Source organism: Stenotrophomonas sp. FR012, assembly GCF_047520565.2.
GTDB lineage: Bacteria > Pseudomonadota > Gammaproteobacteria > Xanthomonadales > Xanthomonadaceae > Stenotrophomonas > Stenotrophomonas sepilia.
In genome coordinates this window covers 672,907-692,884 of sequence record NZ_JAXBQL020000001.1, presented here as the reverse complement: position 1 = coordinate 692,884, position 19,978 = coordinate 672,907, and the positions used below count along the sequence as shown (strand labels likewise).

Below are 19,978 nucleotides of genomic sequence, written 5' to 3'. Positions count from 1 at the left end.
CCGAAGGCAGCCGAGCATGGGCTCGGCTCTACATGCCAAGATGCGCCATCACCGCTGATGGATCACCGCGATGTACCGCACCTTTGCTGCTGCATTGCTCTGCGTCCTGTTCGCTGCTCCGCCCGCATCAGCGAGTGACCTCTCCGCCGGCCTCTCTACCCAGCTTGACGCCCAACTGCAGGCCAACCTCGAACGCTACGGCATCGCCGGTCAGGCGGTACTGGTCGCCCACAACGGCCAGGTGCTGTACCAGGGCGCCAGCGGCGAACGTGATCGCGCTACGCACACACCTGCCACCGTCGATTCCATCTTCGCCGCGCAGTCGATGGCCAAGCTGCTGACCAGCACGCTGGTGATGCAACTGGTCGATCAGGGCAAGGTGGATCTGGATGCGCCGGCAAGCCGCTATGTGCCGGACCTGCCGACTGCATGGCAGGCAATCCACGTGCGCGACTTCCTCAACCACAGCTCGGGTATCGGCGAGTACTACAACCGGGTGGATAACCGCTGGGTGAGCAAGGGCTACCCCGGTGTAGCGCCTGACCTTGGCACTGCGCTGAAGGTGGCCGGCGCTGTACCGATGCAGTTCGCCACCGGCAGCCGCGTGCAGTACACCCAGGCCAACTACCTGGTGCTGACGGCGTTGCTGGAAGCGCACTACCGCAAGTCCTACCCGGCCATCGCGCGCGAACGCATCCTGCAGCCATTGAAGATGGCCAGCACCTCGTGGGGCGTTGCCAGCGTGCCGGCCCGGCGCGCGGCGGTGCCGTACATCGGCAAGGATGGCCAACTGCAGCCTGCCAATGAAGATCCCTGGCCGGACTACGGCTGGGGCCATGCCGATCTGCAGACCACCGTGGGCGACATGAACCGCTTCCTGCAGGCGCTGGCGACCGGCACGCTGGTGCGTACGGAGACCCTGGAAAAGCTCTGGCAGCCGCAGAAACTGAGCGGTGGCGGCAGCAATTTCTTCTCCACGGGATGGGACACCACCCGCAGCGACGGCTACACCCAGGTCGGCCATGATGGCGGCACCCGTGTACGTGCGCGGCTGGCGTACAAGGACACGCTGGCCAGCGGCTACTGGGTGTTCGTGTACCTGACCAACGGCAGCGCCCGCAATGTCTGGTCCAGCACGCTGGTGGAGAGCACGATGGCGGTCGCGGCGCCGCAGGCGTTTCCGCACGCGGTGCTATCCGAGGGGCTGGTCGCGTATGCGCTGGATGATGATGCAGGCGCTGCCCAGGCGATACGCAGTTGGTTGCGCGATAACAACCGGGTGGCGGGCAGCGAGCTGGAACGAGCGATCAACGCCAGCGGCTATGCCATCCGCGAGAGCCTTGGTGCACGCAGGGCGTTGAAGGTATTCGCCCTGAACACCGAGCTGTATCCGGATTCGGCCAATGTGTGGGACAGCCTGGCCGAGTGTCATGCGGCATTGGGCGAGAAGGAAGCAGCTGATCAGTTCTACGCAAAGTCGAAGACGCTGACGAAACCCTCGCCATAAACCCTGCTGTAGAGCCGAGCCCATGCTCGGCTGCTCTTCGTCGCGATGGCAGACAACCGCGCTGCGCGCGATTAGCCGAGCGTGGGCTCGGCTCTACAGGAACACGGCGGGCGGCCATACGCCGCCGATGGGTGACGTGGCGCCGCCGACCTGTTAACTTGCGCGCCACATTCGTGGTTTACAGCATTTCCGCATGTCGCTCTCGTCGTACCGCCCCATCCCCTCGCTGCTGTCTCTGACCGTTTCCCTCGGCCTTTCTTCCACCGCCGCCGCGGCCCCGCAGGCCACCACGCTGGATGCGGTGCAGGTCACTGCTGCTGATGCCAGCGCGCAGGCGCGCGAGGCGCTGAAGCGCGTACCCGGCGCCAGCAACGTCATCGACGTGGCCAAAGCCGACAGCCGACTGTCCAGCAGTGCCGATGTGCTGGCCTACCAGCCGGGCATCAGCGCGCAGTCGCCGGGCAACGAGGGCACCAAGATCTCGATCCGGGGCTCGGGCATCAACCGCGGGCCGGGCGCGCATGCCTCGGGCATTGCGGTGTCGATCGACGGCCTGCCGCTGACCGGCCCAGGTGGCACGCCTTACGAACTGCTGGAACCCCTGTGGCTGTCGCGCGTGGAAGTCCTGCGCGGCGCCAACGGCTTCGAGCGCGGCGCGCTCGCGCTGGGCGGTGCCATCGACTACGTCAGCCGCAGCGGCCGTGATTCGGCGGGCGTGCAGCTGCACTACGAAGCCGGCAGCCGTGGCTACCAGAAGCGCGGCCTCAGCTGGGGCGGCGTCAACGGCGATGTCGACTACTTCCTGGCCTACACCGATACCGAGTTCGACGGTTACCAGCGCCATGCGCACGGCGACGGCAAGGGCGCGATGGCCAACATCGGCTGGCAGATCACGCCCGATCTGCAGACGCGCTTCTTCGTGCGCTACCGCGAAACCAGGCACGAAACGCCCGGTCGCTTGACCAGCGACCAGATCCGAAACGATCCACATGCCGCGAATGCGGCCAACCTGGCCATCGATGCGCGCCGCCCGCAGCCGGGCAGCACCTGGGTGGGCAATGTCACCACGCTGCAGATCGATGAGGATTCGTCGCTGCAGGCCGGGCTGGTCTACCACACCTACCCGATGGACTTGAACGAGAGCCTGTACCGCCAGCAGCTGGACTACGCCAACCTCAACGCCACACTGGACTACCGCCACCGCCACCGGCTGTTCGGGCTGGACAGCGAAACCACGGTCGGCCTGCGCGTCACCCATGACCTGGACGCCGATGTGCGCGAGTCGCTGCGCTTTGCCAGCAACGGCTATGCCGCCGGCACGCGCACGCGTGACTTCCGCCACCACGGCACCGACAGCACGCTGCACGTCAGCAACACCCTCGCCTTCAATGACCGCCTGCGCATGCAGGCTGGGCTGGCACTGATCAACACCCGTCGCGATGTGCAGGTGACCTGGCCAAGCAGCGGCGGCCGCCTGCGTGACCACGACTGGGACTACGCACCGCGACTAGGCTTTACCTGGCAGCACAGCGCGCAGACCCAGTGGTTCGGCAACCTCAGTCGTTCAGTGGAGGCACCGCATCCGTGGTCGATGATCTGGGGCTCGAACCAGTACTTCGGGCCGGGCAATGGCCCGTCTACCGGCCGCCAGCGCGCGCCGGTGCCGATGCAGAACCAGACCGCCACCACGCTGGAACTGGGCGCGCGCGGTGACGCGGCGCTGGGCCGCTGGGAACTGACCGGCTACTACGCCCACGTGAACCACGAACTGCTGAGCGTCGAACTGCAACCGCTGCCGAACCTGTTCATCGCCGAGAACAATGCCAGCCCCACCGTGCACCGCGGTATCGAGGCCGGATTGGACAGCACGCTGTGGCAGGCTGCACCGGGCCGCCTGTCGCTGCGCCAGGCGTATACCTTCAGCGACTTCCGCTACCGCCACGATGCACGTTTCGGCAGCAACCGCCTGCCCGGCCTGCCGCGCCACGCCTACCAGGCCGAGCTGCGCTTCGATCATGCATCCGGCCTGTACGCGGCACTGAACACCGAATACGCCTCGCGCATCGCGGTGGACTATGCCAACAGCTACTGGGCCGACAGCCATGTGATCTTCGGCAGCCGTATCGGCTACGACGCCCCCGGCGGTCGCTGGCAGGCCTGGGCGGAGATGCGCAACATCGGCAACCGCCACTATGCCGCCACGGTCACACCGGGCTACGACGATGCCGGCAGGGATGTCGCCCGCTCGACACCGGGCGAAGGTCGTGGCGTCTACGCAGGTGTGCGCTGGCGCTTTGATTGATGGCAGAAGGCGGCGCCGGGCGTGATCCGGCGCCGCCGTTCCTGGGTCAGCCGATACGCCACGCTGGCAGGCGCTCGCTGCGCTTCCAGATGGAAGGCGCGAAGCCGATCAGCACCAGTGCCGCCAGCCACTTCGGCGACGTACTCAGCAGCGTGGAACCGAGCGAGCCGTCGCTGGGTGCGAGCTGCTCCTGCCAAGGGTTGTAACCCAGGTAGAGGATGCTGCCGGCCCACCACAGCAACGCTGCGCCGATGCCCACCAGCAACAGGGACAGCGTGCGGCAGGTCCAGCGCTGCGAGGTGGTTCCCCACTCGCGGGACACCGCTACCAGCAGACCCACCACCAGCAGCGACACCAGTGCCACCAGGCCGATATCAACCTTCGGTCCAATGCGCTCATAGGCGCAGGCGCGGCATTGCGCCTCTTCCGCGGCAGTGCCGGCTTCAGCGCCATCGCCCTGCCCGGCTGCCGGCTGCGCCAGTGCTGCAAACGGCAACCACACCTCCAGCAGCGTCACCATGATCCAACGAAACAACGTCCTGTTCCTGCGTACAGCGACATCCATGCGCTCTTCCTCGTCAGTGGTTGTGTGTCTCAGTGGGCGTTCGGCCATCCAGCGCCCCGGTTCCCGATGCAGTACGACAAGCTCCGGATAGGTGAAACCGCCAGGATACGAATCCTCGGCGACCGCGATCATAGCCCACTGTTCAGGGCGGCTGAAAACAGGTCGGGACCGGGCCATATGAAGGAAGCAACCGCATTACAGCCCCTGGATGACCTGCAGCAGGTGGCTCGCACCCGGCACGAGTTCCTGAGCAAGCCAGCCCAGCACCGCGAAGAACAGCAACAGGCCGATCAGCGGCCAGACCGTGTGCGACACGCATACCCGCCACCATCCCTGCTCGTGCATGCCCTGCATGCGCCGGTACAGGCCGCCGGCGATCGCCGCATCCACCAGCAGTTCGGCCATCAGCACCGGCGCCGACCACACCACCCACACGCTGGCCAGCAGGACGGTCGCCACCAGCGCGACGATGCCGAGGACGGCCAGCAACGGCAAGCCCGCTTCGTCTTCAGCGAGCCCGGCCAACGGCAACTCTCCGGCGTCGCCACTGCTCACCGATGCCGGCTCGTTCCACGAGGCCGACGCACCACCACCGCCGGAACGGCCGCCGGCGCCGCTCCACGGTGATTCCACGGCACTGCCGCGAGGGGATGGGCTGCCACCGCCCACATCCGGCGACAGGCCATCCAGTACGTTGTCCCAACGCCAGCGGATCCAGATCCACATCAGCAGCAGGAACACGCCGTAGGCCAGCACGACGGCCATCGGGTAGCGAAACCACATCTCGTCGATACCGGCCAGGCGCAGCAGGTGCGAGGCAAGAAAACCTGCAGCGCCGGTCAGGGCGACGATCAGCGCCATCTGCAGGCGTGGCCAACCACGCTGCTGCAGGTGCCGGCGCGCACGCACGACTTCGCTGCCGCGGTTCATCGGCAATATCAGTGAACTGCGTGAAAAATGGCGCGAGCGCTTCACGCCGCCGCCAGGGGGCAGGAGGCATCGCGGCCAGGGACCTCGGGAACCTGATGCTGCATGCGGACATCCTTGCCGGGCACGCGTAGGCAGTGTTGGGCGGATTCTACCGCGGGCAGCTCCGCTGTCCAGACGGCGGTTCCAAGCGGCCGTTCCTCAGCTGCGATCAACGATCCGTTCGATGCGGTCACCCGCGAACACGAACTCGCTCTGGCCCTGCAGTTCCAGCTCAGTGCCCGCACGCGGTCCATCGGGAACATCCTGTGCGAACACGCCGCGCCAGCCAATCGTCGCCGTCGCCCGATCACCATCGAACACCAGCGCCAGCAAGCGCTGTTCGCGCTCCCGGAACAGGAGCGCAGACTGGCGTGCCAGTTCGCCAAAGGCATCGACGCCTTCGGTGACCATCGTCAGCTGGCCGCCGCTGTGGTTCTCGAAGCGTACGTTGTGCGCCAGCACCGCCAGCATGGCGTCGATATCGAAGCGGTTGTAGGCCTGCAGGTAGTGCTCGATCAACTGACGATGGTGCAATTCGTCCATGGCGGCATCCAGTCGTGGGCTGCTGGCGAGTCTGGCCTGTCGGCACCGGCCGATCAAGGCCGCGTGGCCGCCTTCAGCAGCTGCGCGGCCACCTGATCGAACGGGGCGATGTCCTGCAGCGCACGGCACATCGCCACCGCCCCCTCCACGCTGGCGATCACCAGGCTGGCCAGCTCAGCCGCTGCTGGCGGGGCGTGTCCTTCGGCGACGAATGCCGAGGCGAGGTGGCCGTGCCAGCGTGCGAACACCTCGGCGGCCGCCGCGCGGGGTTGGCTGGGTGTCGCCTCCACCGGCTCCTCCACGGCAGCGGCCAGCACCGGGCAGCCGGCGCGGAAATCGGAGCGCAGCAGACGCTCGCGCCACATCGCAAGGAACTGCTGCAGGCCCTGTACCGCCCCATCCTTCAACAGCTCCACCAGCAGCGCCTCCACCTTGTCGCCGGCCATGTGGGTGGCGCGCGCCAGCAGCTCCTGCTTGCCGCCGGGAAAGTGATGGTAGGTGGAGCCCAATGGCGCCTCGGCCAGCTTGGTCACTTCGCGGATGCTGGTGGCATTGAGGCCCACCCGCGCCAGCATCTGCGCCGCGGCATCGATCACGCGCTGTGGGGCATCGGACGGTCGCGGGCTCACGGCGGTCTCCTTGCTAAGACAGTCGTCATAGATTAGCGTACCGGCGATTCTATAACAGTCGTCATAGCCATGAATCTCTGGTTCCGTCTGCTCTACCTGCTGCTGTGCAGCCTGTTCCGGCCGAAGCTGGAGGCCCCGTTCGGGGTCTCGCGGCTGCAGTTCCGGGTGCTGCCCAACGACCTGGACAGCAACCTGCACATGACCAACGGCCGCTACTGGAACATCTTCGACCTGGGCCGGCTGGACCTGATCCTGCGCATGGGTCTGGGCCGGGTGGCGCTGCGCGAGAAATGGGCGCCGATCGTCGGCGCCGGCACCATCCAGTTCCGCCGCGAATTGAAGCCGTTCCAGCGCTTCACCCTGGAAACACGACTGGTGGGCTGGGTCGGCTCGCGCGGCATCATGGAGCAGCGCGTGCTGATCGGTGCCGAGCAGAAGATCGCCACGCGCGCGTTGCTGGTCACCGGCATCTACGACCGCCGCGCGCGCCAGTTCCTGGGCATGCCGAAGATGATGGAAGCGATCGGTGTGGTTGCCCCGCCCTCGCCGCCGCTCAGTGCGGCCGCCGAAGCGTTGCTGGCGGCCGATGCAGCGTTGAAGCAGGACAATGCCTGAGCTTCAGGGGGCGGCCAGCGGCACCGCGTGCAGATTGCGCGATACGACCTGGGTGCGCCCTCCCACATGCAGCACGTACTCGAAGGACTGCCGCATGCGGCTGTACGCGCCACCCTCCGGCACGCCGTAGTTGGCGCCCACGCTGAGGGTATGCCGGCCTGGCGGCAACGGCTTGAGCATCACCCAGTAGCCGTCGGCGGCGGCCAGCCGTGAGTCTGCGTCATCGTCATCCATGCGGAAGCAGCCTTCACTGCGCACCCGATGCATGCGCATGTCGCCCAGGGGTTGGCCATCCAGCAGCACCACTGCACTGATCAGATAATCGTTGTTGACCGCCGCCCCCGCCTGCAGCTCCTTGCAGGACACAGACTCATCCACCTGGTAGTGCGCCATGTTGATGATCGGCAGCAACAGGTACTTGCCCACCGGCACCACGCATTCGCGATGTGGCCGGAAACGGCCATTGGTGCCGGCCAGGTTCCAGACCGGGCCTTCCTGGCCCACATCGCATACACGGCCATCCGGGTCGAGATAGGGCGCGCCGCCCTGGGCGTCGGCCCAGCGCCACCAGCGGGCGGTCCATTCGGCCAGTGAAACTCCGGCCACCGGCTCACGCGTCAGCGGCGAAGGCGCCGCCGTGTCTGCACTGAACGCCGGCACGGCCGCCAGCAGCAGTGCCATCGTCGCGCCGCTGCGGCGCAGCCATCCCTGGATTCCCTTCCGCATCACCCACCCGATCGTCCCTGGCGGCCACGCTGCGTGGCCGGCTCCGGGGCCATTTTACCTCGACGGGCTGGACGCTGTGCATTGCGGGTGCTGTGCCTAGTCCGGCGCCATTGCGCGCCTGATTGCAGCCTCCGCCAGCGGCGCCATCACCGCATAGCCCTTCGCCGTGGGATGCACGCCATCCTCGGCCAGCTGCGGATCCAGCCCTCCGGCGGCATTGGTCATCGGCGTGTAGTAGTCCAGATAGACCAGCTGCTTCGCATCGGCATGGCGCTTCAATGCCGCGTTCAATGCGCGCACCTTGGGAGCAGGTGCCGTGCCCGGCAACCACGGGTAATCGCTGACCGGCAGCACCGATGCCAGTACCACGGCGATGCCATGTGCGCGTGCCAGGTCCACCATCGCGTGCAGGTTGTCTTCAATCATCGCCTGCGTGGACGGGCCGGTGTTGCCGGCAATGTCGTTGGTGCCGGCCAGGATCACCACCACCTGTGGCTTCAGGGCCAGCACGTCCTGCGGGAACCGCACCAGCATCTGCGCCGTGGTCTGGCCACTGATGCCGCGGTTGAGCCAGCCCTTGCCGGGAAAGAACGATGCGCTGCCTTCCCTGCCCCAGCCTTCGGTGATGGAATCACCGTAGAACACCACGCGTGGTTGCCCCGGTACAGCGGCAGGCAGTCGCGCGTTGGCGTCGCGATAACGCTGCAGTTGCGGCCAATCGGCCAGGCGCTGCTGCATGAAGCGCACTTCGTCCGCGCGCAGGCTTTCGACAGGCTCCAGCAGCAAAGGGTTGATCGCGGGCATCTCGGCCGCCACCCCGTGGGCGCTCAGCGCGATACCGAGGGCAACTGCGGCCAGGCCGCCGGACAAGGAACGCATGGGGTCTCTCCCTTGAATGTGCGGGCCAGTCTAGCGCGCGGCCCCGCGCTTACCGCGCCGCCGACCGCGCGGCCACGCCGGTCACCTTGGCCGGCATCCACATGCCGGGCGTCCAGCCACTGGCAGCCAGGATTGCCTTCGGGTTGTCCTGCTGGATCAGCGCACGCACTGCATCGCGCTTGTCCTTGGCCTGCAGGTAATAGGCCTTGGCGATGCGGTAGCCCACCCAGTACCCGAGGTCATAGGGCTCCTGCGAACCGGGCTTGTAGTTGTACAGCCACGGCGACAGATCGGTACTGTCCACATCCAGCGCAAAGGCGCTTTCAATGTGGACCTCGCGGCCGCGCGTCCATGCCGCATGGCGACTGTTGCCGACGTTGCCGGAAATCAATTCGGCGATGAATTCGGCGATGCCTTCGCCCAGCGAAACACGCAGCACCGTCGCATGCGGGTCGCCGGGCTCGAAATCGGTCAGGCCGGTCTGCTGGATGTGCACGTACTCGTGCGCGATCACGTGCACGAAACGGTCCTGCACGTTGGGATTCATGAAATCGGCTGCACACAGCGCTTCCAGGCCGATGATCACCCCACTCTTCGAGGTCAACCCGACCGGCCGACCACGGCCGACCGCAAGAGTCACCGGAGGAAACGCGGCCTGCGGATAGATCGCCTGCAGGTTGCCGAACACCTGCACCAGGCGCTGCTTCACCGCCGGCAGCTCCGCCAGGCAGCTGCGGCCCTGCACATACACCCCGGGCTGGCTGGCAATGGCTTCGGCCATGCGTTCGGGCGTGACCCGGCGCGCCTTCGCCAGTTCACTCAGGCCCGGACTGCCTTCGGCCAGGTAACCGGCCAGCTGGGCGACGCTGGGCTTGCCGCCGGTGCTGTCGTAGAGCGCGTAGAAGCGGCTGGCATCGGTGGTGAGGATCTGCGGCCCCGGCGGGGTACCCGCCGACGCCACGCCGACCGCCCCGGCACAGGCCAGGGCAAGCAGGCAACGCAGGAAACTGGACATCGCTCCGTCCTTGGTGGAGTGCATGCGAAGCGCGCAATCTATCACTCCGCCCCGGCCACCGCAGCGGGCACATGCAGGCCCTTCGGGGCTGTGCCAGACTCACTCAGGCACCTGCCATGGATGATGGAGCACCGCACGATGATGATCGTTCCCGCGTACTGGGCCGAAGCCCGCCTGCAGGCCCGTTTCCGTGGCCGGCCGGTGGTCGTGCGCCGCTTCGGCTGGTCCGATGAGGGTCCTGCCCAGGCCCAGGCCCACGCCGACCGCCGTGCCAACGAAGCACTCAATGCCATCCTTGCCGGCCAGGTGCTGCCGCGACGCGAAGTGCGCAGCAACTACGGTGTGGAAGGTGTACCTATCCGCGAGCAGATCGTGCAGCGCGACGGCGATGTCATCATCACCCGCAACAGCTATGGCGCGTTGTGCCTCAACAGCCCCGACGTGCTGTTTGCCGACATCGACCATGCGCAGCCACCGGCCGGATGCCTGATACCGGCCATCGTGGCTGCGATCGTGCTGCTTGCCGGCGCCGTCATCGGCACCCTGCTCTGGCACTGGCTGGTGGGCCTGGTATTGGGTGTGGCGGCCGTAGTGCTGGTGAATGCCGCGATGCTGATGCAGCGCAAGCGGCGCCTGGCCGCCGCCGGTGGCGCCGAAGGTGTGGCGCTGCAGCGGGTCGCAGCCTTCAGCGAACAGCATCCGGACTGGCATCTGCGCACCTACCGCACGCCGGCCGGACTGCGCGTGCTGGCGATGCATGCCACCTTCTCGCCCGAGGACGAGCAGCTCCAGGCATTCTTCAAGGCACTGGGCACCGACACCCTGTACGCGCGCATGTGCCGGCTGCAGCATTGTTTCCGTGCGCGACTGACACCGAAGCCGTGGCGCGTCGGCCTGAAGTACCGCATCCGGCCGCCGGTGGCCGCGTGGTCAGCCGAACAGGCCAACAATCCGGATCGACTGGCCTGGATTGCCGAGTACGAAAAGAAGAGTGCCGGCTTTGCCGCGTGCACCTACCTGCGCAGCTTCGGCGACACCTCCCGGGTGCATGCCAAGGCCGAGCATGTGCGCGAGCTGCACGATCGGCTGTCGCACGCGCAGGACCGGTTACCGCTGGCCTGAACGCAATGAGCGCTCAGTCCACGCCCTGCACGAACGGCTGCCCTGCCAGGGTAGTGCCCAGCCGCACCGCGATCTGCTGACCTTCCTTTTCGAAGGTCGTCGCGCACTGCTTGGCGCCCCTTTGGCATCCGACTTCCGGAAAGCCCTCGAGTGACTCAGGCGCGCCCTGAACCGGACTCACCTGCCACCCTGCCGCATCCATGAGGCGCTTGGCCTTGGCATAAGGCATGCCGGCGACAATGCCCAGCTGCGCCAGTTCGGAGGGGAGTGATTGGGCATGCAGGCTCGGCATCATCACCAGCGCCAACACTGCGGCAACACGTTTGGACTTCATAGGTGAAACCCATGGCAGACAGCAACAGGCCTGCAGCGTATCGCAGCGTCCGCACGCCATGGCACCCGCATCACATATGGTTACGCAATCGCAACCGCCAATGACACGAGGTCACCCTCCGGATCCATCAGGTACTGTTGAGAACCGCCACGGGGGCCTCGCGCGCCGCCCGCCGCGCCGGTACCCAGGCAGCCAGCTGCCCCAGGGCGAACACCAGCCCGACGCCCAGCACCAGGTACCCGGGATCGATGCGAGGTACCTCGTAGTAGCGCGAAACCCAGACATTCAACGCCAATGCCAGTACGCTGCCAGCGATCGCGCCGACGAAGGTCAGCATCAGATTCTCGATCATGAAGAAGCTGATCACATCGCGCCTGCGGGCACCCAACGCACGTCGTATGCCGATCTGCGGATAGCGCTTGCGGACCCAGAAGCTGGCCAGCCCATACACGCCCGTGCCGGTCACGATCAACAGCGAGATGCCGGCGCACAGGAAGATGATCGCCATGGTCTGGTCACGCCGGAAGTATTCCGCACGCAGTTCGCTGAAGCGCTGGACCCGGGGCAGCATCCGGTTCGCTTCGCGCGCGGCCAGCGCATTGCGGGCCGAGTCGAGGACCGCGGAAAGCGCGTCCGGCTCGCTGCGCACCGCGTACATCACACGGGTGCCGGCAGCAGCAGGCTGTCGCCTGTTCAGCGACCGCGCTGGCGCTCGATTTCCGCATGCAGTCCCTGCAACTTCACCAGGTACTGCTGGAAAACGCCCAGATCTTGCTCGACCAGGCTTGACCAGTCAGGCTTCGCATTCAGCAACTGCTCGACCTGCTGCTGCGGTGGGCGATCAAAGCCCTCGCCCAGGACGGCCAGGTAGCGCTCCCTGAATCCCTCCGGATCCTGCTGGTCCTGGGCGAAGAGCTGCACCGCAATCAGTCCGGCATACAGGTAATTGGCCAGGTAAAGCGGATCCTCATACATCAGCCGCTTGGATATCCAGGTGCTGCGCAGCTCGGGATACTGCTCCGATGCGCCCCCGTACCTGCCCAGCACCTTCATCGTCAGCGTATCAAGCGCGTCTGCGTTGCCAACCTCATCGGCGGCCACGTCCTGATAGATGGACTGTTCCAGATCGGCCTCTTCAGACGATACGAACAGCTGCAGGATGATGTCATCAAGCAACGACTTCAGGTAATACGCCTTGGCACGTGGATCACTGGCCTGCCGGTAGAGCTGATCGCGGAACTTCAGTTCGTTGTAGATGGCGAAGGCCTCGGTCAACCACTTGTTGCCGTTGCGCTGGAATGATGATGCGCCGCCGCGCTGCATCCACTGGCCATGCATGGCATGGCCGGCTTCGTGAGCGATCTGGACATCCCCCTCCAGATCGCCCTGGCGATGGCCAACGAACAGCAACGAACGTACACCGGGGGCGCTGATCGAAAACGCATCCATCGCGCGCCGCCCTGCCGATCCGCCCAGATCCATGCGTCCGCCCGCAGGATCGAGCAGCCCGCGCAGCCCTGTCACGTAATCCGGCCCCAGCACCTGCATTGATGCCGCCGCCGCATCACGCAACTGCGCCAGGTCAAGCGGCGGAGGAATATAGCCCGCATCAGGCAGGTCCATGTCCCAGATCTGTGGAGACGCCTGGCCCATGCGCTCAAGATGGGTCAACTGCATCTGCTGGTAGTTCCGCCGCAGCAGCGCGTGGCGCGCTACCGCCGCCAGTGTCGCGTCGACGGCGGCCTGATCCAGGCCCATGTGCCGGTAGCTGCGGTCAGGCGCAATTCCATCGCCCTGCAGTTCCGACGCATGCTCGTTAAGGCGGACCAGGCCCAGCAGCACCGTTGCCATTTCGCTGCGCCGCGACGCCATTCCCTGCCAGTAGGCACGCCATGCCGCTTCGCGCAGTGAACGGTCCGGCAGGCGGGAAAGGGCTCTCGCGTCGGTGCGACTGTCGAGCGTGCGGCCTTCATGTTCGAAACGCGCAAAGGGGGCCGACTGCAGCAGCTGCCGGTGCAGACGCCCGAAGCTGTCCAGCGCCGGGTCAGCCAACGTGTCGACCGCATCCACCAGCGCTGCATTGGCCGGCTGCACATCCTCCCGCAACGCCCGTTCACGCAGGTCGGCATGCGGCCCGATCCAGGCAGCGTGCGCGGGCGCATCACGCAATGCCTGCTTGGCAATCGCCGCGATGCGTCCACATGCGCTGGCGACTTCGCCCTGGGTGTTGGCCAGCCGGGCATCGTCGGCATTGCGCGCGGCCTGAAGATGCAGGTAGCCATGGTGCCGGAGGCACTCGCCATACAGCTGTTCGGCCTGCTGGAACCGCACGTACGCCGGCGCCTGAAGGGCTTTCAGGGCATGGGTCCTGCGCTCGAGGTTCTGCCAGGCCTCACGTTCCTGGGAGGCGCTGCCAAAGTAGCTGCGGTCATCTGCCCGCAGAGCCTGCGCTTCCACTCCGTGTGTCATCCCGGCCAACAGCGTCGCGATGACAAAAGTGATGGCGCGCATTCCATTGCGATGCATCGATGTCTCCTGGTCTGTTTCCACTCCCAGCTTAGCAGCCCGGGTGGACCCGGATGCCGCATGGCAGGTGGCTTCCCGATTCCCGATTGCGCATCCGGATCCAGGCCGTCTACCCACTCACATCCCGATACAGCAAGGCCGCCCTGGGGCGGCCTTCCCGTTCCATTACTTGGCGTTCTTCACGTAGGTATCGAACCAGTTCAGCATTTCCGACACCAGCTGCTCGTTCGACTCCAGCGCGGTATACCAGTGCGGTTCATTCGGCAGCATCACCAAGCGGGTGGTACCACCGTTGCCACGGATCGCCTGGTAGAGCTTGCGCGACTGGAACGGCTCGGTGCCCGGGTTGGCGTCGTCCTCGCCGTGGACCAGCAGCAGCGGCAGCTTGATCTTGTCGGCATAGAAGAACGGAGAGGCCTTCAGGTACACGTCCTGCGCCTGCCACACCGAGCGACGCTCGTTCTGGAAGCCGAACGGGGTAAAGGTCTTGTTGTACGAACCACTGGTCGCCACGCCAGCCTTGAACAGGTTGGTATGGGCGATCAGGTTGGCGGTCATCAGGCCGCCATGGCTGTGGCCGGTCACGCCGATGCGGTTGCGATCGACCACGCCCATGTCCACCGCCTTGTCCACCGCTGCCTTGGCGTCGGCTTCCAGCTGCTCCAGGTAGGTGTCGTAGGCGTTCTTCGGGTCACCCACGATCGGGAACGAGGCGTTGTCGATGATCGCGTAGCCGGCCAGCAGCATCAGGCGGTACGGCTGCAGGCGGGTGAAGGTCTGCTGCGAACCGGACACCTGCCCCGCCTGCGCGGCGTTGGCGAAGTCGGCCGGGTAGGCGTACAGGATCGCCGGCACGCGCTGGCCTTCCTTGTAGCCCGGCGGCGTGTACAGGGTGAACGACAGGTCCACGCCATCAGCACGCTTGTAGGTCACCAGCTGCTTCTTGATCTGGCGCACTTCCGGAGTCGGGTCGACCAGCTTGGTCAGCGCGGTCGCGGTGGACGCGAACTGCGCCTCGCCGGTCTTCGCATCGGCCACCGCCTCACCCTGCTGACGGATGAAGGCGTTCGGCGGATCGATCACCGACTGGTGCCAGGTCAGGTAGCGCCCAGGCGTATTGCTGAAACCAAGGAACTGCTCGTAGGCATCAGCGCTGCTGCGGAACAGGCGCTCGCTCTTCAGCGTGCCGAGATCGAGGCGGTCGAGGAACGGACGGTCGCCCTGCGGCGAGGCACCACGGCCGCTGAGGAAAACATGGTTGCCCTCACGGCGTACGACCTGCGCACCATTCGGCAGGCGGGTGAAGACCAGGTTGCCGGGGTTGCCGTACAGCTCATCGCTGGACATGTCCCACAGCAGGCGGCCTTCCTTCTTCGGCTGATCCACATCGACGATGCGGGTCTGCATCCAGTGGCGGTTCTCGTCGTTCTCGAACTGGAACGCCACGGCCGGATCGGCGGTCCATGCGAAGCCTTCGAAGCGTTGTGCGGTGCGGGCGATCTCGACCGGCTTGCCGTTGAACGGTGCCTTCAGCATCAGTACCCGATCGCGATGCGGCACGCTGACCTTCCAGTCGCCCTTGTCCAGCGCTTCGGCATAGACCAGGGTGGCCGGATCGGTAGCACGCCAGTCGAAACCGCGCGGGCCTTCCGGCACACCGTGCACCGGCACGCGGTCGGCCAGCGGCAGGCTGGCGATCGGCGTGGACTTGCCGCTGGCGATATCCAGCACGGCCACGTCGTTGGCGAAGCGCTGGTAGGTCACCGCGTGCGAATACGGTGCCTTGATCGATTCGGTCAGCACGTGCACGCCATCGGGTGCGGCACTGACGTCGTTGAACAGTGCCGGCTGGCCGACCGGACGCACGCTGTTGGCGACGGTATCGACCACGGCCAGCTGCGAGGCACCGTAGTAGGCGAACAGCTTTTCGTCATGCACGCTGGTCAGCGTATCGCGGGCTTCGTAGGTGCTGCTCTCGCCGCTGCTGCCCAGCGACTCCTGCGCATCCGGGCCGGTCGGCACGCCACCGTTGGACGGCGCCGGGCCCTGGTTGGCCGGCACCAGCTTCACCAGCAGGTTCTGGCTGCCGCCCAGCCACTGCACGGTATAGCCGAAAATCGGGTTCAGCTGCACATTCGGCACCTGCTTCACCTGGCCGGTAGCGGCATCGCCCACCCACAGCTGCACGCTGGTATCGACCGCGTTCTGGAACGCAAAGTGGCTGCCATCGGCCGACCACAGCGCGCCGGTGGCACAGCCCTGCGGCAGATTGACCTTGGTCTGCTGGCCACTGCCGATGTCGACCAGGGTGAAGTCGGCCACGCAGGCCGGGATGCCATAGCCACCGGGGGTGTCATGGCGGCTGCGGTTCTTCGGTTCCAGGCGCACGCCAGCCAGCTTCAGGTACGGCTGGGCGACACGGCTGATCGACGGGTAGGTCTGCGCAGTGGTCAGCAGCAGGCGCTGGCCACCCGGGGCCACGTTCGGCGCCGGCGGCGGCGGTGCCTTCAACACCTTGAGCAGGTGCTCCGGCGGCTTCGCGTAGTCCGCAAGCGCCGGGCCAGCGGCCAGCAGGCCGAAGGTGGCAACGGCAACGGCCGCCGCCAGAGAGGTTCGACGGATGAGCATCCTTATCCCCTGGGTGTGAATGGGTACCCGGAATCGGGCAAGGTCCCGAATCTAGCACCGCAGGGGTTGTCGTGAATGGGCCGGAAGGGCTAGTGGCCGGATGGGGCAAAGTGGGACACGCCCGGAGAGGCCGGCAATGGACCGGCATCTGCCAGGTGTGGTCTGTCGTCACTGCTGGGCGTGCAGGTCCCAGGCAGTCAGGTAATCGGGGTCGACCACGATCATGCCACTGTTCCGCATGCGGTACTCGCCGGGCTCGGCGGGCAGGTACTGGTCGAGCATCGGCGGCAGATAGCGCTCATGGCCGTCATTCTCGTCCGCCAGCACCACGCCTTCGTCGGCGCTGATGCGCAGCACCGTACCGGCGTATTGTTCCAGCCCCTGCACCTGGCCGTCACCGCCATAGCGGGTGACGCCCACCAGCACCACCTTGCCGATCATTTCCTCGACCTTGGCATCGTCCAAGGGCGGCAGCATGGGAGTGAATTCATCGCTCATCGGTGCACCTCCGTAGCCTGCTGGACATCGTGGATGAGGTTTCCGCTTCGCAGTGCGCGTCGCTGGCAGCCGAGCAGGTGCCCAGCCCGAAGCCTCGGCATCGAGAGTGCCAGTGCGCCCATGAACCCAAGGGTTCCTGGAGCACGATGCTGCCATCGCGGGCGGAAGGGACAGGTGAAGGCCGAAATCGGTCCTCGCCGATCAGAGGGTTGTACCTGCACCCACGCTAGAATGCGCCCATGCGCACCGTACATGCCCTCCGCTACATCACCCCGTTACGGGAAGGCGGCTCCCTGCCCGCCGTGGTCGAGACCGACGACGACGGCATGGCCGTGCTGAAGTTCCGCGGCGCCGGCCAAGGCCCGAAGGCGTTGATCGCCGAGCTGATTGCCGGTGAGATGGCACGCACGCTGGGCCTGCCGATTCCGGAAATCCTGTTCGTCGAGCTGGACCGCGAGTTCGCCCGCACCGAGCCCGACCCGGAAATCCAGGAGCTGATCCGCGCCAGCGAGGGCCTGAACCTGGGCCTGGACTACCTGCCGGGTGCGATCAATTACGATCCGGCGGCGATGCCGGTGGATGCAGACCTGGCCTCGCGCATCGTCTGGTTCGATGCATTCACCAGCAACGTTGATCGCACCACGCGCAACCCCAACCTGATGGTATGGCACCGCAGGCTGTACCTGATCGACCACGGTGCGGCCATGTATTTCCATCACGACTGGGCCAACGCCGGCGATGCCTGCGAAAAGCCGTTCGTGCTGATCCGCGACCATGTGCTGCTGTCGTTCGCCAGCCGCATCGCCGGGGTGGATGCCGAACTGGCCGCGCGCCTGAGCGATGCCGAGATCGAGCGCATCGTCGGCCTGGTGCCGGACAGCTGGCTGGTCAACGAGCCGGCATTCGACAGTCCGCAGGCCTATCGCCAGGGCTACATCGACTATCTCAAGCATCGCCTGAAAGTGCGTGCGGTGTTCGTGCAGGAGGCCGTCCGTGCCCACGCTGCACACGTATGACTATGCGGTCATCCGCGTGGTACCGCGGGTGGAACGCGAGGAGTTCATCAACGTCGGAGTGATCGTCTCCTGCCCCGGCGCGCGCCATCTGGAAGCGGCCATCGAGATCGATCCGGCACGCCTGCACGCGTTCGCTCCAGCGCTTGATCAGGATGCGTTGCAACCGTGGCTGGATGCGATCGTGGCCATCTGCCGTGGTGACGCCAGCGCCGGACCCATCGCGCAGTTGCCGGCGCGTGCGCGCTTCCATTTCCTTACCGCCAAGCGCAGTTCGGTTGTGCAGATGTCGAGCACGCATGTCGGCCGCACTGCCGACCCGGCGGGTGTGGTGGAACACCTGATGACGAAGATGGTGCGGGTACCGGCACCAACCGAGCAACATTGATTGGGTAGAGTCGACCGCTGGTCGACTGCCGTTCGCGGGAAGCAGGCGCACCGTCTTCGTGGCCGTACCGGTGCTCCCTACCCTCGCCCTGCACCACGAAACCAAGCCATACCAGCCCTTGTGGTTCTGCGCCGTGGTGGCCCGCTGCAGCAATGCAGGTGAGACCAGCGCTCCGCTTTGCAGGCCTGGGCGAGCTTCATCTTGTCCGGCGTTTCAGCGCCCACGATCTGGAACCGCTTCACCTGCCGCAGATTGGCCAGGTCCATGACGGTCGTCACCCCAGCTGCATCCACGCTAGGGACTCTGCCGCAACACCTCGACCGTGACGGCGAACGCCTCGATGCGATGCCATTCGATCCGCTCATACGGCAGCGATTCCACACCCATGCCGATCTGGTACCGCACCGCTTCCTCGGGCGCGGCGAAATCCCGCGATTCGTGCTGCGCTGTGGCCAGCACATAGGCAATCTGCCGATGGTCGGTATTGCCGTTGTCGATGCTGGTACGCACGATCATCTCGACCGACTGGTCCCGGGTCAGGCCGAAGCCCACCCCACCTTTTCCATAGCCTTCGCTCATCCTTCAGCTCGCCAGTTCCGGAACGCATCCGTTCGTCGGGGGAAGACCTACTTCAGCAGGTCCGATTCGGTAGGGGCCTCGCCCCTGCAGGTGTCATAGCGGCGCTGCAGCAGCGTGCGTGGCCCGGTTCCGCGCAGCTGGATGACCTTGTCCTCGCGCTCGCACGGGTTGACCTTCGCGCGCAGCACGAACCGCCCATTGTCGATATGGTCGATGTCGCGCCCGCCGATGGCCGCTTCCAATGCCTTGGCACGCACATAGCGGTTGACCTTGGCGTCGAACAGGTAGAACGCATGCGCCGGAACGTTGTAGACACCGTTGTTGTCCTGCCACACCTGCAGGTCCGGCACGCCATCGCCATTGAAATCCGAAACGGTCAGCAGCACGGCCGCCGCACCCTGGGCATCGGCGCCAGCGCGGGTCAGGCGCGGCTGCACGCCCGTGACCGCCACGTTGCGCCCGCCACGGGTCACGCCCATGCTCCGCACCCTGCAGGTCGTCACGTTGTCGGTGCCGCCGCAGTCGGCCACCTGGAAGACCACCTGCAATGCAGGCGTGATCCTGCCCTCGCCGGGCCGCAGGACGATCCTGCCCTGTTTGTCGGGCGCGGCATCGGCGGTATGCACAGCGGCCTGCGCCGGCGCCGGGGCCGCCCTGGCTTCCGCCACCAGCGCCGCCGCACCGCCGCCCTGCAGCTGGCGGGCACGCAGCAGGGTCATGTGCGTGCGGCATTGCTGTGAATCCAGCTGGGCAACGGCCGTGCTGCCTTCCGGGCAACGACTGTCGCGCTGGCGCAGCCATTGCCGCTGCAGATCGCGCAGCACCTGCTGATCACTGGCGGTCAGCGTGGAGCGCGCCGCACTGTAGGCGGCGTTGAGCGCATCGTCGTGCACCTTGAATTCAGCGTCGACACAACGACGACGGGCGTCCAGTGCGGTGACCGCGGCCGCCATGCAGGGCGCATAGGCAGGGCTCAGAAGGCGTGCATCGCCGGCAATCAGTTCGGCACCACTGGGCACCTTGCGTGCGGCGGGCTGGGGCTGCGCCTGAGCGCTTGCCCACAGGCAGGGGCCAAGCAGAAGCAGTCCTGCCAGCAACCGGGTGCCACGCCCCGATAGGCGTTCAGAGTTCAGCATGCGT

General features: G+C 66.2%; 20 protein-coding genes. 6 read left to right on the top strand and 14 right to left on the bottom strand.

Annotation, left to right across the window (positions count from 1 at the left end):
- The first annotated feature begins 70 nt into the window (after positions 1–70).
- Both ACM0O9_RS03305 and ACM0O9_RS03300 read left to right on the top strand, forming a co-directional pair.
- Positions 71–1,507 carry a serine hydrolase domain-containing protein gene (locus ACM0O9_RS03305; RefSeq protein ID WP_065178637.1) on the top strand — a complete coding sequence of 479 codons (1,437 nt, stop codon included), beginning with the start codon at positions 71–73 and terminating at the stop codon, positions 1,505–1,507.
- Positions 1,508–1,700: 193 nt separating this feature from the next.
- Positions 1,701–3,809: a TonB-dependent receptor family protein gene (locus ACM0O9_RS03300; RefSeq protein WP_414603787.1), complete on the top strand. Its 2,109-nt coding sequence runs from the start codon at positions 1,701–1,703 to the stop codon at positions 3,807–3,809.
- A 46-nt stretch (positions 3,810–3,855) separates the two neighbouring features.
- Here the strand turns inward: ACM0O9_RS03300 and ACM0O9_RS03295 are convergent, their stop codons facing one another.
- From ACM0O9_RS03295 to ACM0O9_RS03280, 4 genes are all read right to left on the bottom strand, one after another.
- On the bottom strand, positions 3,856–4,374 hold the full coding sequence (locus ACM0O9_RS03295; protein ID WP_414603786.1) for a hypothetical protein: 519 nt from the start codon (positions 4,372–4,374) through the stop codon (positions 3,856–3,858).
- 195 nt (positions 4,375–4,569) lie between these two features.
- Positions 4,570–5,304 carry a hypothetical protein gene (locus ACM0O9_RS03290; RefSeq protein ID WP_065196073.1) on the bottom strand — a complete coding sequence of 245 codons (735 nt, stop codon included), beginning with the start codon at positions 5,302–5,304 and terminating at the stop codon, positions 4,570–4,572.
- Positions 5,305–5,502: 198 nt separating this feature from the next.
- Entirely contained in the window at positions 5,503–5,886 is a 384-nt protein-coding gene (locus ACM0O9_RS03285) for a nuclear transport factor 2 family protein (RefSeq protein WP_065196072.1), read from the bottom strand.
- Between the two features lie 53 nt (positions 5,887–5,939).
- Complete coding sequence (locus tag ACM0O9_RS03280) at positions 5,940–6,515, bottom strand: TetR/AcrR family transcriptional regulator (protein ID WP_414603785.1); 576 nt, start codon at positions 6,513–6,515, stop codon at positions 5,940–5,942.
- A 69-nt stretch (positions 6,516–6,584) separates the two neighbouring features.
- On the opposite strand from ACM0O9_RS03280, the gene ACM0O9_RS03275 reads away from it, so the two are divergent.
- The gene (locus ACM0O9_RS03275) at positions 6,585–7,130 is read left to right on the top strand and encodes a thioesterase family protein (RefSeq protein WP_414603784.1); all 546 of its coding nucleotides are present in this window, start codon (positions 6,585–6,587) and stop codon (positions 7,128–7,130) included.
- Between the two features lie 3 nt (positions 7,131–7,133).
- Here the strand turns inward: ACM0O9_RS03275 and ACM0O9_RS03270 are convergent, their stop codons facing one another.
- The 3 genes from ACM0O9_RS03270 to ACM0O9_RS03260 form a co-directional block, all read right to left on the bottom strand.
- Positions 7,134–7,856: a hypothetical protein gene (locus tag ACM0O9_RS03270; protein ID WP_414603792.1), complete on the bottom strand. Its 723-nt coding sequence runs from the start codon at positions 7,854–7,856 to the stop codon at positions 7,134–7,136.
- 96 nt (positions 7,857–7,952) lie between these two features.
- Positions 7,953–8,735, bottom strand: a complete 783-nt coding sequence (locus tag ACM0O9_RS03265) for an SGNH/GDSL hydrolase family protein (RefSeq protein WP_414603783.1) — start codon at positions 8,733–8,735, stop codon at positions 7,953–7,955.
- A 49-nt stretch (positions 8,736–8,784) separates the two neighbouring features.
- Positions 8,785–9,750 (bottom strand): DUF2268 domain-containing putative Zn-dependent protease, encoded by a 966-nt coding sequence (locus tag ACM0O9_RS03260; RefSeq protein ID WP_065196069.1) that lies wholly within the window; start codon positions 9,748–9,750, stop codon positions 8,785–8,787.
- Positions 9,751–9,888: 138 nt separating this feature from the next.
- Here ACM0O9_RS03260 and ACM0O9_RS03255 point away from each other — a divergent pair, with 138 nt between their 5' ends.
- Positions 9,889–10,872, top strand: coding sequence for a hypothetical protein (locus ACM0O9_RS03255; protein ID WP_414603782.1), 984 nt, complete (start codon positions 9,889–9,891; stop codon positions 10,870–10,872).
- A 13-nt stretch (positions 10,873–10,885) separates the two neighbouring features.
- Here ACM0O9_RS03255 and ACM0O9_RS03250 read toward each other — a convergent pair whose 3' ends face one another.
- From ACM0O9_RS03250 to ACM0O9_RS03230, 5 genes are all read right to left on the bottom strand, one after another.
- Complete coding sequence (locus ACM0O9_RS03250; RefSeq protein ID WP_414603781.1) at positions 10,886–11,206, bottom strand: hypothetical protein; 321 nt, start codon at positions 11,204–11,206, stop codon at positions 10,886–10,888.
- A 127-nt stretch (positions 11,207–11,333) separates the two neighbouring features.
- Positions 11,334–11,864, bottom strand: coding sequence for an ABC transporter permease (locus tag ACM0O9_RS03245; RefSeq protein ID WP_065178630.1), 531 nt, complete (start codon positions 11,862–11,864; stop codon positions 11,334–11,336).
- A gap of 35 nt (positions 11,865–11,899) precedes the next feature.
- On the bottom strand, positions 11,900–13,732 hold the full coding sequence (locus ACM0O9_RS03240; protein ID WP_414603791.1) for a M3 family metallopeptidase: 1,833 nt from the start codon (positions 13,730–13,732) through the stop codon (positions 11,900–11,902).
- 165 nt (positions 13,733–13,897) lie between these two features.
- Positions 13,898–16,360, bottom strand: a complete 2,463-nt coding sequence (locus ACM0O9_RS03235; RefSeq protein ID WP_065178628.1) for a S9 family peptidase — start codon at positions 16,358–16,360, stop codon at positions 13,898–13,900.
- Positions 16,361–16,528: 168 nt separating this feature from the next.
- The gene (locus ACM0O9_RS03230; protein WP_061480047.1) at positions 16,529–16,858 is read right to left on the bottom strand and encodes a hypothetical protein; all 330 of its coding nucleotides are present in this window, start codon (positions 16,856–16,858) and stop codon (positions 16,529–16,531) included.
- A 239-nt stretch (positions 16,859–17,097) separates the two neighbouring features.
- Here ACM0O9_RS03230 and ACM0O9_RS03225 point away from each other — a divergent pair, with 239 nt between their 5' ends.
- Together ACM0O9_RS03225 and ACM0O9_RS03220 are read left to right on the top strand one after the other, a co-directional pair.
- Positions 17,098–17,874 (top strand): HipA family kinase, encoded by a 777-nt coding sequence (locus ACM0O9_RS03225; protein WP_065186184.1) that lies wholly within the window; start codon positions 17,098–17,100, stop codon positions 17,872–17,874.
- Entirely contained in the window at positions 17,852–18,259 is a 408-nt protein-coding gene (locus ACM0O9_RS03220) for a DUF3037 domain-containing protein (RefSeq protein WP_061480045.1), read from the top strand. The genes ACM0O9_RS03225 and ACM0O9_RS03220 overlap by 23 nt, the downstream gene beginning before the upstream one ends.
- A gap of 294 nt (positions 18,260–18,553) precedes the next feature.
- Here ACM0O9_RS03220 and ACM0O9_RS03215 read toward each other — a convergent pair whose 3' ends face one another.
- The gene (locus ACM0O9_RS03215) at positions 18,554–18,838 is read right to left on the bottom strand and encodes a hypothetical protein (protein WP_414603780.1); all 285 of its coding nucleotides are present in this window, start codon (positions 18,836–18,838) and stop codon (positions 18,554–18,556) included.
- 47 nt (positions 18,839–18,885) lie between these two features.
- Positions 18,886–19,974 carry a lysozyme inhibitor LprI family protein gene (locus ACM0O9_RS03210; RefSeq protein WP_414603779.1) on the bottom strand — a complete coding sequence of 363 codons (1,089 nt, stop codon included), beginning with the start codon at positions 19,972–19,974 and terminating at the stop codon, positions 18,886–18,888.
- Positions 19,975–19,978 lie beyond the last annotated feature (4 nt).